The sequence below is a fragment of the Vibrio sp. 10N.261.55.C5 genome, assembly GCF_041470505.1.
Lineage (GTDB): Bacteria > Pseudomonadota > Gammaproteobacteria > Enterobacterales > Vibrionaceae > Vibrio > Vibrio crassostreae_C.
On sequence record NZ_JBFRMS010000011.1, the window covers coordinates 1 to 12197 of the forward strand.

Here is a 12197-nt window from a genome sequence, read left to right on the forward strand (position 1 = left end):
TTTACTTTAATTGGTATTATCTGTGACTCCACACTTGCTTGTTATCACTTATAGATAACTAGTCTTGAAGGTATTTACCTTCAGCGATCTGCCAAAATGCTCTAATTAACGGATTTTCTAACTGCGATCGCTTACAGCACACTCCTAATTCAAACGGCTTGATTGGCTCTATTTTTAAGCGGTCGACTTTATCTCTTACTGGACTGTTGTTTATGACCACATCAGGTGCGATGCCAACTCCACATCCTAGTGCCACCATACTTACAATCGCCTCATGGCCAGAAACTTGCGCGTATATGTTGGGTTTTATCTTCATCTTTTTAAACCATGCATTGGCTCGTTCACGCGCTGTTCCTGCTTCTGGGATGATAAAGGGCACTTCATTCCAGTTTGGCTTATCGGATTGCAGTTGTTGGCTAAAGCTACTCACACCAGATGGAATGATGACTGACAGTGGAATATCGCTGATGGTTTCGAATTCTAACCTTGAAGGAAGGATGTCTGGCTTTGCTGAAATCGCGATATCCGCTTCATCGTTTAAGATCTTGTCGATGGATTGAGCTGGATCACCAGTAGAGAGCTTAAATTCAATATACGGATGAATAGCCCTAAATTCGGTTATGAGTTCAGGTAGGTGACTGTAGCTAGCCGTTACTGAACAAAATATACGGATCTCACCTTTAAGTTCTTGCTCTCCGCCCTTCAGGTGAAGGTTATATTGCTGCCACTCTCCCACGATGCTCAATGCTACAGGCAATAGGTGTTTTCCTGCTGGGGTAAGATCAACACTGCGGTTGTCTCTGATTAGCAGTTCTTGTCCTGTTTCCTCTTCAAGCTTTTGTATCTGACGGCTCAGCGCTGAAGGACTGACGTGCATAGCAGCAGCGGTTTTGCTGAAACTCTTGCTGTCGCATAAATGTATAAATAATTGTAGAGATTTTATGTTCATGTTCTGCGATCGTTTCCATGTTGCATTTATTGCAATAACTAATTGTGAATATATCACTTTCAGCAACGGAGTGTCTGTTTTAGTATGAAGTCATTCGATAGAGAGATATCGACCTTACGGACTTATTTTTAAAGGAGTGCCCTAGAATGGCTAACTATTTCAATACATTAAACCTTCGTGAACAACTAGACCAATTAGGTCGTTGCCGCTTTATGGATCGTGAAGAATTCGCGACAGAAGCTGAATACCTTGAAGGTAAGAAAATCGTAATTGTTGGTTGTGGTGCTCAAGGCCTAAACCAAGGTCTAAATATGCGTGATTCTGGTCTAGACGTATCTTACGCTCTACGCCAAGCGGCAATTGATGAAAAGCGTCAATCATTCAAAAATGCTGATGAAAACGGCTTTGTTGTGGGTAGCTACGAAACGCTAATCCCTCAAGCAGACCTAGTAATCAACCTTACTCCTGATAAGCAACACACAAACGTTGTTGAAACAGTAATGCCTCTAATGAAGCAAGGCGCTGCTCTTGGTTACTCTCACGGCTTCAACGTTGTGGAAGAAGGCATGCAATTACGTGCTGACCTTACTGTAGTAATGGTTGCACCTAAGTGTCCAGGCTCTGAAGTTCGCGAAGAGTACAAACGTGGCTTCGGTGTACCAACACTTATCGCTGTTCACCCAGAAAACGACCCTAAAGGCGAAGGTTGGGATATCGCTAAAGCTTGGGCTGCAGGTACTGGTGGTCACCGTGCAGGTTGCCTAGAGTCTTCTTTCGTAGCAGAAGTTAAATCTGACCTGATGGGTGAGCAAACTATCCTTTGTGGCATGCTACAAGCGGGTTCTATCGTATCTTACGAGAAGATGATTGCTGATGGCATCGAACCTGGCTACGCAGGCAAGCTTCTACAATACGGTTGGGAAACGATTACTGAAGCACTTAAGTTTGGTGGCGTAACTCACATGATGGATCGCCTATCTAACCCGGCTAAAGTTAAAGCGTTTGAGCTTTCTGAAGAGCTTAAAGACCTAATGCGTCCGCTTTACAACAAGCACATGGATGACATCATCTCTGGTCACTTCTCTAGCACAATGATGGCTGACTGGGCGAACGATGACGTGAACCTACTAGGCTGGCGTGAAGAGACAGGCGAAACTGCATTCGAAAACTACCCAGCTTCTGACGTAGAAATCTCAGAGCAAGAGTACTTCGACAACGGTATCCTAATGGTTGCTATGGTTCGTGCCGGTGTTGAGCTAGCATTCGAAGCTATGACTGCATCTGGTATCATCGATGAGTCTGCTTACTACGAATCTCTACATGAGCTTCCACTAATCGCAAACACAGTTGCTCGTAAGCGTCTTTACGAAATGAACGTTGTAATCTCAGATACTGCTGAGTACGGTAACTACCTATTCGCTAACGTAGCAACACCGTTACTACGTGAGAAGTTCATGCCTTCAGTAGCAACTGACGTAATCGGCCGCGGTCTAGGTGAAACATCTAACCAAGTTGATAACGCTAAGCTAATTGAAGTAAACGAAGCTATCCGTAACCACCCTGTAGAGTACATTGGTGAAGAGCTACGTAGCTACATGAGCGACATGAAGCGCATCGCTGTAGGCGGTTAATTAGTCGCTTAGATATTGATAAATTTGCAGAAAAAGCGAAGCAGTATCACTAACTCCTTACAGGTTGGAGTTATAAATAAGCAACACAACATCTAATGAAAAGGCTTGGTCGCCGTTGACCAAGCCTTTTTGCTTTTAGTAACAAAGTCTTAAAAATCAATCAAATGAACATTGTTTGATCAGTCTTTGTCGACTTTCAGTTCTTGATTGATCTTCAGAAATACAAAAGGGTTGGTGCTTTCACACCAACCCTTTCAGTTTTCTTGCTTTACGCTTACTTGTCGGCAATCTTTGCTTCTAAGTCCGTTAGCTTTTGTTCCATTTCAGTCAGCTTTTGGCGAGTGCGCAGTAGTACTTGTGTTTGAACATCAAATTCTTCACGGCTTACAACGTCTAGCTTGTTCAGTTGGCCTTGGATAACCTGACGAACTTTTTGATCTACGTCTGAACCAAGCTCTTTTACTGGTTGAGGCATAGAATCGTGGATCTGCTTAGCAATTTGCTCTAGTTTTTTTGGATCAAACATATCAATTAAAACTCCTGAATATTTATCACTATTCTATTTAATCACATCAAAGATGTCGCCTATGGCGTACAAAAAAAGGCCACCGAAGTAGCCTTTTTATTGTTAATACGACAGGGAAATTACTTATTGTTAGCTAATTCTCTGTGCGCCGCTTTTGCTTCATCAACACGGGCCAGCTTCTCGAGATCTTTATCTTCGAGGAAAACTGGAATTGGTTTATGTTTTTCGGCTAAGTAGCTATAAATCACCGGCAGAACAAACAGCGTAAACAGCGTACCAATCGCCAGACCAGCAACGATAACAATACCGATACTAAAGCGCTGAGCTGCACCTGCACCCGTGGCGTACATCAATGGGATCAGGCCTGCAATCATCGCCGCTGTTGTCATTAGGATTGGACGTAGACGTACCCTTGCCGCCTCCATAACCGCCTCTTTGCGTGATAATTTATTATGTAGCTGCTCTTCTTTTGCTACCTCACAGATCAAGATACCGTGCTTGGTAATCAGACCAACCAAGGTAATCAACCCCACTTGCGAGTAGATGTTCATCGTCGCTGCGCCCCAAGCGAGCGCAATCAATGCACCACATATTGCGAGTGGCACCGACACCATGATAACCAATGGATCTTTTAACGACTCAAATTGAATCGCCAGAACCAAGAAGATGATCGCCAGTGCTAAACCGAACGTCACATACAGTGCGCTGCCTTCTGTTACAAACTGACGCGACTCACCCATGTAGTCATGGTTATAGCCTGCAGGTAATTTGGTTTGGGCAATGTTTTCAAACCAGTTTACCGCATCACCCATCGCCGCGCCCGGCATAGGAACCGCACCGACCGTCGCTGAGTTCAACTGGTTGAAGTGAGGAAGAGAGCGAGGCTCTGCCACCACATCAATTGTTACCAAGCTACCGAGAGGAACAGCATCTCCATTGCTGGCTCGAACGTAGTAATGATTCATTGACTCTGGGTTTAAGCGGAACTTACGCTCAACCTGAGGGATCACTTCATAAGAACGACCGTTGAGGTCAATACGGTTAACGTAACCATCCGACATCATGGTGCTTAGGGTGACACCGATATCTTGCATCGTTACCCCATAAGCGCCCGCCATATCTTTATCAATTTGAATCTTCATCGTTGCTGAATCGTAGTTCAAATCAAGGTCAGAGTAGACAAAGAGAGGGCTATCTTTCACATCCGTTAAAATATCGGTTGCGATAGCGAATAAGCTCTCAAAGCTGCTTGGTGTGGTAATCACAAACTGGAGTGGTAGACCAGAACCGGCACCCGGCAACTCTGGCATTTGGAACGCGGTTACTGCCATGCCTGGGATATCTTGTAGCAATCCACTGATACGGTTCGTTACCTCAGATTGGCTAGCCGTGCGCTCACTCCATGGCACCATTGAGGCAATACCAAATGCTTGGTTTGAGTTTGGTACACCAGTGAAGGATTGAGCGTATTGGATTTCAGGCTGGGTCACCAAGATACCGCTCACGTCATCCATCGTGTTACTTAGGTAGTCTAGGTTAGCCGTTGATTGACCAGTACCAATCATCATCACCACCCCTTTATCTTCTGCAGGGGCAAGTTCACTTGGGATGAATTTAAACAGCATCGGCAAGCTTAAAAATACAATGACCGCAAAGCCAATGATAACCGGACGATGATCCATGATCGCATGCAGCATCTTAGAGTAACGGCCTGTCATACGATCAAGTACGCTGTGTACCTTCAGTTCAAACTTACTCGGCTGTGCATTTTCTTTTAGCAGCTTTGAACACATCATTGGAGACAGTGTTAAAGCGATGATTCCAGAAACAAATACCGCGCCAGCGAGGGTTAATGCGAACTCTTTAAACAGCGAGCCTGTGATACCACCCATCATTGCGATAGGGGCATAAACCGCGCCCAATGTCAGTGTCATTGCAATAACCGGTACTGCAATTTCACGGGTACCAATGATGGCAGCCCTGAAAGGAGATTCCCCCAATTTGACGTGTCGATCGACGTTTTCCAGTACTACGATTGCATCATCAACCACTAGACCGATTGCTAATACCATCGCCAGTAGCGTCATTAAGTTCCATGAGAAACCCATGACTTGCATCACCATCGCAACACCAACCAGCGATAAAGGGATGGTTACGATAGGAATGATAACCGCACGCAATGAGCCTAAGAATAGCGTGATAACCACTAATACAATCAGCGCGGCTTCAACAATCGTGTGTATAACCTCTTGAATGGATTCATTAATCGCAATGGTTGAGTCATACATGATATTCATGCTGATATTGCTTGGTAGGTTTCGCTCCAACTCAGGATACAGCTGCATAACATCAGCAGCAATGTTGATCGGGTTAGCACTTGGCGCTGCATTGATGGCGGTTACAACCGTTTGTTTGCCATTAGCACTTGCGCGAACCACATCGTGGCTTTTTTCTAGTGAAACCTTAGCAATATCACCTAAGCGAACAATAGAACCGCCATTTTGACTGGTTTTGACCACCAACCTTTCTAATTCATCGGTATTGGTTACTTGGGTATTGGCACTGCCGTTGTACAGCATAAACTCACCAATTGCTTGGCCAGTTGCTGATTGGTAGTTGTTTGCATTAAGCACCGTCATCACGTCAGTGGCTGTCAGGTTTAATGCTGCCATTTTGGAAGGATCAAGCCATACACGTAATGCGTATTTGATCCCGCCGTACAAGTCGACCTTTGATACGCCATTAACGGTAAACAGTTGTGGGTTAACCACTCGCTCAAGGTAGTCGGTAATTTGGCTTGCAGAGAGTTCATCACTCGTAAAACCAATGTAGAGTACCGCCGTTGTTGAACCGGTAGACATAGTTACGGTTGGGTCTTCGGCTTCTTTAGGAAGCTGAGAACGTACCGAGTTAGTCTTGGCCAGTATGTCAGACAGCGCGGCATTCGGGTCGGTATTGAGCTTCATATTGACCGTAATAGTCGAGCTACCGAGTACGGACTGCGACGTCATATAATCAATATTATCGGCTTGAGCGATCGCTTGTTCTAATGGCTGAGTTATAAAGCCTTGGATCAGATCGGCACTGGCACCGTAATAGCTCGTCGTGACCGTCACGATCGTATTTGTCATGTCTGGGTATTCACGAACCTGCATTTTGAAGATTGCTTGGAAGCCAAGCAATGCGATCAAAAAGCTGATTGAAATAGCCAGAACTGGACGTTTAATAAAAACATCAGTAAAGCGCATGATTCCTCCAATTACAGCATTGGTGTTTCAGCTGGCGGCGTCGTTGCATCACTTTCTACAACTCGAACTTTAGCATTGTTACTTAAACGAACTTGACCCGTTGTCACGACAACATCGCCAGGCTCTACGCCTTCCAGTATGTGAGCAATACTTTCTGTACGTTCACCTACTTTCACCACTTGTTGTTTCACACGCTGCACACCATCTTCTTCACGTAAAATATAAACATTGTCACCGTAAAGTGTGAAAGTGATGGCCGTCTGAGGCAGTGTCACTTGGTTTGCTAGTTTAGGTAGAATGATGTTAGCGCGCGCAAACATACCGCTACGTAACTTACCATCGTTGTTTGGGATATCGGCTTGTACTTGGATAAGACCACTTTGGATGCTAACCGCAGGCTCAATGGCACTAATAGAACCTTTAAACGGTTTTTCTGGGTATGCATCAACGAAGATGTCGATCGCCTGACCAACCTCAATACGAGAGATGTCATTTTGAGAAATAGTGAAGCGTAGGCGCATAACACTGGTGTCTTCTAGGCGAACGATGTCAGTGCCAGATTGTAGGTATTGGCCTAGATACACATTACGAATACCGACAGTGCCGTCAAACGGAGCGCGGATCTCGCGACGGGCAATCGATGCTTTAAGGCTTTCAATATCAGCCGCTAACGATAAGAAATTAGCTTCTGCTTCATCGAAGGCTTCCTTAGAGATAGAGCCTTTCTTGAATAGCCCTTGGTAGCGCTTGTATTTAGCTTCAGCAGCCGGTAAGCGTGCCTCAGAGCTTTTTAGATTGGCTTTCTCTACATCAGAATCAAGGCGGATCAGTTGTTGGTCATTTTTAACCTCAGTACCTGATTCGAAAGAAATTTGATCGATAACACCGCTGGTTTCGTTCGCTAGTGTCACACCTTGGTTAGGTTCGATGAAGCCGATAGCTTCAATCACTGGAACCCAGTCGATCGGCTGAACTTCAGTTACCGTTACTGGAAACTCTGGTTCAGGGCGGTTGGCCATATACTCAGCAATTTTTTGTTGTTTGAACATGTTAAACCCAATAACGCTGCCGAAAAGTAGTACAGCGATGAGTAACATGAAGAAAGTCCACTTTTTCATTATGGTCAAAACTCCGATCTAGTGTTTAATTATTGCGTCCCAACTGGCTTCGATTGCAGATTCTAGTTCTGCCTCATCAAGTTGGTAAAATCCTAAAGAATGCTTGCGTGCTAGAGAAACACTAGCCGCCAAGCTCAATCCACCTAATACTTCATTGTTAAGTGGTTTAAACAATCCTTGTTCTTTCCCCTCATTAAATAGCAGCTCAACTTGGGCAAACATTTTACGTTCTAGTTCCCTGAAGTTTAGGCTATTTGTGATGGGTAGAGAGTCATACTGAACCCGATTTTTTATTGCGGCTAAATTCGTTCCTGCTAAGTTCCATATGTTCAACCACATAGTACGGTAGCGTTGTTTAATTGGATCCGAATCATTAACCCCTTGTTGAACAGCATCAGCTACTCTTTGAGTCACGAGCATTCGAACATCTTCTATCAAATGCTCTTTATCATCGAAGTAGCGATAGATAGTGCCTGCAGCCACTCCCGCTTCTTTGGCTAATTTTTGCATTGAAAGGCCTTGGAAACCGACCTCTGCAATTAGCTTTTCAGCTGCAGAAAGTATTTGCTGGCGTTTATCCCGAGGTGCATGAGTTGTCATATTTCAACCACCAATGAATGAACGTTCATTCATTATAGCCTAATAACCACACACATGTGCAACAAAGTTTTACATAATCAGCGTAAAAATCTTGTATAAGAGAACGTAGCATTCGTGCTGTTGCAGCATTATTATAGGCGCGCAATTGAATTCGCCCCTCTAGACCAAACTGAGAATCAAATGAAACTGAACCCAAGACAAGATGAAGCCGTGAAATATGTTTCGGGCCCCTGCTTAGTATTAGCGGGCGCTGGATCCGGTAAAACACGTGTTATCACCAATAAAATTGCTTATCTGGTTCAGGAATGTGGCTATAAGGCGCGTAATATTGCGGCGGTGACCTTTACTAATAAAGCGGCACGCGAGATGAAAGAGCGTGTTGGGCAAACTCTAGGTAAGGGCGAATCGAAAGGGCTGATTGTTTCGACTTTTCATACCATGGGCTTAACCATCATTCGCCGTGAATACAAAGCGCTGGGTTTGAAAGCGGGTTTCTCTCTGTTTGATGACCAAGACCAGTTAGCTTTGTTAAAAGAGTTAACAGAGAGACAGATCGATGGTGATAAGGATTTGCTACGCGCTTTAATGAGCACCATTTCGAATTGGAAAAATGACATGCTGACGCCAGATCAGGCGAAAGCACGTGCTCAAGGCGAACAAGAGCAGTTGTTTGCATTCTGTTTTGAGATGTACCAGAAACAGATGAAGGCATACAACGCACTCGATTTTGATGATCTGATCGCGATGCCTGTATTACTACTGAAAACCAATCAAGAGGTGCGTGAGCGCTGGCAGTCGCGTATCCGCTATTTACTGGTCGATGAATACCAAGATACCAACACCAGCCAATATGAGTTGGTTCGTTTACTGGTGGGAGAGCGTGGTCGCTTGACAGTAGTAGGTGACGATGACCAATCTATCTATTCATGGCGTGGTGCAAAACCGCAAAACTTGGTGTTGCTGGGTGAGGACTATCCGAATCTTCGTTTGATCAAACTCGAGCAAAACTATCGTTCAACCAGTCGAATCTTACGTGCGGCGAACATCTTGATCGCCAACAACCCACACGTTTATGAAAAGTCACTGTTCTCAGAGATCCCAGACGGTGAAAAGCTCAAGGTACTGAATGCTAAGAATGAAGAGCATGAAGCAGAGCGTATTACCGGCGAGATCATCGCCCACAAGTTTTTGAACCGTACTGAGTACAAAGATTACGCGGTGCTTTACCGTGGTAACCACCAATCGCGCTTAATTGAAAAAGCGCTGATGCAGAACCGCGTGCCTTACAAGATCTCTGGCGGTACCTCTTTCTTCGCGAGAGCCGAGATTAAAGACATCATGGCTTACCTGCGTGTGTTGGTGAACCCTGATGATGACAACGCCTTCCTACGTATTGTAAACACACCGCGCCGAGAGATTGGTCCGGTGACGCTTGAGAAGTTAGGCAGCTACGCCAATATGCGTGGCAAGAGCTTGTTTGAAGCCAGCTTTGAGATGGGCTTAGAGCAGACACTGACGGGGCGTGGTTTAGAAAATTTGCGCCGCTTCGGTGACTGGATTGTTCGTATCTCAGACAATGCCGAGCGTGGTAATACGGTTGAAGCCGTTCGTTCTTTGGTTCGTGACATCAACTACGAAGATTGGTTGTACGAAACCTCAGCGAGCCCGAAAGCCGCTGAAATGCGAATGAAGAACGTCTCTGATCTGTATAGCTGGATTGTGGCCGATCTTGAGGGTGACAACTACGATAAAGAAGAGAAAACCCTGCGCGAGGTGGTTCAACGTTTAACGCTGCGCGATATGATGGAGCGTGGTGAGGATGATGACGATGCAGATCAAGTCCAATTAATGACATTGCATGCATCGAAAGGTCTAGAGTTCCCATATGTATTCCTGATGGGTGCAGAAGAGGGCATCTTGCCGCACCAAACCAGTGTCGATGAAGGCAACGTAGAAGAAGAACGTCGTCTTATGTATGTGGGGATTACTCGAGCGCAGAAAGAGCTGACTTTTACTAAGTGTCGTGAACGTCGTCAATATGGTGAATTAATAAAGCCAACACAAAGCCGCTTCCTCGATGAGCTGCCGCACGATGATGTGGAGTGGGAAAGCGTTAAGAAGCCTCAATCCGCTGAAGAAAGAATGGAAAAAGGGCAGGCGCACATTGCGAATATTCGAGCGATGTTCAACAAGAAGTAATGCCCTACTTTAATCGCACTATATAGAAGCCAATAAAAAAGGTGACCATGAGGTCACCTTTTCTGAATCTGGCATTTTTAATTACAGACCGGCAATCATGTGCTCGATAGCATCTTTGATTTCGTCGTCTGAACAATCCATACATGAACCTTTCGCTGGCATCGCATTGAAGCCGTTGATTGCGTGGTCAGCTAGAATGTCGCGACCTTGAGCAATGCGAGGACCCCAGTCACCAGCATCACCTGTTTTAGGTGCGCCACTTACGCCAGATGCGTGACAAGCGATACAAAAGGTACCGTAAACTGCTGCGCCATCACGAGGGCCTGTTGGTTCTGCGGCTACTGGCTCGCTGCCGACTAGGTAAACTTGGCCAACTGGCTTGATGCGTTCAGCAATTGCATCGTGCTCCGCTTCGCTTAGGCCTGCAGCCATTGCGCCAGTTGAAAAGGTTAAAACTGCGATGACAACGCTTAAAATTCGACGAGACATATCCATTAAACTCACTTTACATTCCCAAGGTAAGTACATGCTTACCAATTTATAGTGTTGGAAGGGTGTTTTGGCTTTAACCAGCAAAGAGCAACTGTTAAACCAATGTAAATAATGGGTGATTATATCCCGATAAGTTGTTGCAATAAACAACAACTTATAAGCTGTGGCGGGTTGTAGTACTCAAATAAGGGGTTTATCACATATTAACTGTCGAAAAAGAGACCAAACAGAAAAAAAAGTTAAAAAAGTACTAGACGGCATTGGGTGATATACGTATTATTCCACTCCGCCGACAGGGCATGCGCCTGTAGCTCAGCTGGATAGAGCGTTGGCCTCCGGAGCCAAAGGCCGAAGGTTCGAATCCTTTCAGGCGCGCCATCCGGTCTCTTACTTCGGTAAGTGAGAAATTGGCAAAAAGAAATAATGGTGGCTATAGCTCAGTTGGTAGAGCCCTGGATTGTGATTCCGGTGGTCGCGAGTTCGAATCTCGTTAGCCACCCCATTCTTTCTTTACAAAATATCGGTAGCTTCGGCTTCCAGTGTTGATTCATTATTCCCAAGAGTCGATACAAAACTAGTCGGTGAATAGCGCAGCTTGGTAGCGCATCTGGTTTGGGACCAGAGGGTCGGGGGTTCGAATCCCTCTTCACCGACCACTATTTCAATAATCGCTTTTAAGCGGTTATATAAAAAATTAGTGGTGGCTATAGCTCAGTTGGTAGAGCCCTGGATTGTGATTCCGGTGGTCGCGAGTTCGAATCTCGTTAGCCACCCCATTAATTTTGGTAGCTTCTTTGAAGTTCCCAGTTTGAGAAATCAAACGAAACGTCTCGGTGAATAGCGCAGCTTGGTAGCGCATCTGGTTTGGGACCAGAGGGTCGGGGGTTCGAATCCCTCTTCACCGACCACCTTAAGAAGCCCTAGTCGAAAGACTAGGGCTTTTTTACATCTGAAACTTAGATAACTTGAACAGAGTGGGGTTCGCCTGATGTTCAAAGAATGTCTCTTCACTGATCACTTAAGAAGCCTCAACTAGCCGTCCGCGTCAGAAATGACGGGGCTTCTTACATCTATCTCCCCTTCTTATATAAGACAGATTCCTAACGATCTGCTTGATAATGGTGCTGCTACAGAGTTGCTTTCTTTATCAAATGTACAGTTCTATATCTAATTTTATATAAATGGAGTGCTCAATAATTCGACATATTAATGGGTTTGGTCTAAAGACTTTTATGAAAAGTGAAACCTGACCCTAAATTTGCTCACTAAGGCCTGAATTTGACAGCTTTGTACGCATTTGGTCGTTCAAAAACTCCTCTGATTTATTAGGCCTTTCGTTTGTCTGTTTTGTATTTACCAAAATAATACAGATGGTTAAATGTATGGCTAATTAACGTTTATCTGGTTGTTTTATTTGTTCAAATTAACAAAATT

8 protein-coding genes and 5 tRNA genes are annotated in these 12197 nt (G+C 44.9%); 7 read left to right on the top strand and 6 right to left on the bottom strand.

Annotation, left to right across the window (positions count from 1 at the left end):
* Positions 1-58: 58 nt before the first annotated feature.
* The gene (gene ilvY / locus AB4263_RS03585; protein WP_372097538.1) at positions 59-949 is read right to left on the bottom strand and encodes an HTH-type transcriptional activator IlvY; all 891 of its coding nucleotides are present in this window, start codon (positions 947-949) and stop codon (positions 59-61) included.
* A gap of 146 nt (positions 950-1095) precedes the next feature.
* Between ilvY and ilvC the strand changes: the two genes are divergently transcribed.
* A complete protein-coding gene (gene ilvC / locus AB4263_RS03590) occupies positions 1096-2580 on the top strand; it encodes a ketol-acid reductoisomerase (protein WP_017061965.1) in 1485 nt (494 codons plus the stop codon).
* Positions 2581-2854: 274 nt separating this feature from the next.
* Here ilvC and ubiK read toward each other — a convergent pair whose 3' ends face one another.
* The 4 genes from ubiK to AB4263_RS03610 form a co-directional block, all read right to left on the bottom strand.
* The gene (ubiK, locus tag AB4263_RS03595; protein ID WP_004735787.1) at positions 2855-3106 is read right to left on the bottom strand and encodes a ubiquinone biosynthesis accessory factor UbiK; all 252 of its coding nucleotides are present in this window, start codon (positions 3104-3106) and stop codon (positions 2855-2857) included.
* 119 nt (positions 3107-3225) lie between these two features.
* Entirely contained in the window at positions 3226-6354 is a 3129-nt protein-coding gene (locus AB4263_RS03600; RefSeq protein WP_017061963.1) for a multidrug efflux RND transporter permease subunit, read from the bottom strand.
* Positions 6355-6365: 11 nt separating this feature from the next.
* Positions 6366-7472, bottom strand: coding sequence for an efflux RND transporter periplasmic adaptor subunit (locus AB4263_RS03605; protein ID WP_017069625.1), 1107 nt, complete (start codon positions 7470-7472; stop codon positions 6366-6368).
* Positions 7473-7490: 18 nt separating this feature from the next.
* Positions 7491-8072, bottom strand: coding sequence for a TetR/AcrR family transcriptional regulator (locus AB4263_RS03610; protein WP_017061961.1), 582 nt, complete (start codon positions 8070-8072; stop codon positions 7491-7493).
* A 180-nt stretch (positions 8073-8252) separates the two neighbouring features.
* Here AB4263_RS03610 and rep point away from each other — a divergent pair, with 180 nt between their 5' ends.
* Complete coding sequence (gene rep / locus AB4263_RS03615; RefSeq protein ID WP_017061960.1) at positions 8253-10271, top strand: DNA helicase Rep; 2019 nt, start codon at positions 8253-8255, stop codon at positions 10269-10271.
* 81 nt (positions 10272-10352) lie between these two features.
* On the opposite strand, the gene AB4263_RS03620 is transcribed toward rep, so the two are convergent.
* Complete coding sequence (locus AB4263_RS03620; RefSeq protein ID WP_017063036.1) at positions 10353-10766, bottom strand: cytochrome c5 family protein; 414 nt, start codon at positions 10764-10766, stop codon at positions 10353-10355.
* A 298-nt stretch (positions 10767-11064) separates the two neighbouring features.
* Here AB4263_RS03620 and AB4263_RS03625 point away from each other — a divergent pair.
* From AB4263_RS03625 to AB4263_RS03645, 5 genes are all read left to right on the top strand, one after another.
* Positions 11065-11141: transfer RNA gene (locus tag AB4263_RS03625), tRNA-Arg, on the top strand.
* A gap of 48 nt (positions 11142-11189) precedes the next feature.
* Positions 11190-11265 (top strand) — tRNA-His (locus AB4263_RS03630).
* Between the two features lie 77 nt (positions 11266-11342).
* Positions 11343-11419: transfer RNA gene (locus AB4263_RS03635), tRNA-Pro, on the top strand.
* A 44-nt stretch (positions 11420-11463) separates the two neighbouring features.
* Positions 11464-11539, top strand: a tRNA-His gene (locus AB4263_RS03640).
* Positions 11540-11594: 55 nt separating this feature from the next.
* Positions 11595-11671, top strand: a tRNA-Pro gene (locus tag AB4263_RS03645).
* Positions 11672-12197 lie beyond the last annotated feature (526 nt).

Excerpts from the sequence above, each read along its gene's own strand:
- ilvY (WP_372097538.1), bottom strand. The coding sequence starts at position 949 with ATGAACATAAAATCTCTACAATTATTTATACATTTATGCGACAGCAAG.
- ilvC (WP_017061965.1), top strand. The coding sequence starts at position 1,096 with ATGGCTAACTATTTCAATACATTAAACCTTCGTGAACAACTAGACCAA.
- ubiK (WP_004735787.1), bottom strand. The coding sequence starts at position 3,106 with ATGTTTGATCCAAAAAAACTAGAGCAAATTGCTAAGCAGATCCACGAT.
- AB4263_RS03605 (WP_017069625.1), bottom strand. The coding sequence starts at position 7,472 with ATGAAAAAGTGGACTTTCTTCATGTTACTCATCGCTGTACTACTTTTC.
- AB4263_RS03620 (WP_017063036.1), bottom strand. The coding sequence starts at position 10,766 with ATGGATATGTCTCGTCGAATTTTAAGCGTTGTCATCGCAGTTTTAACC.
- AB4263_RS03610 (WP_017061961.1), bottom strand. The coding sequence starts at position 8,072 with ATGACAACTCATGCACCTCGGGATAAACGCCAGCAAATACTTTCTGCA.
- rep (WP_017061960.1), top strand. The coding sequence starts at position 8,253 with ATGAAACTGAACCCAAGACAAGATGAAGCCGTGAAATATGTTTCGGGC.
- AB4263_RS03600 (WP_017061963.1), bottom strand. The coding sequence starts at position 6,354 with ATGCGCTTTACTGATGTTTTTATTAAACGTCCAGTTCTGGCTATTTCA.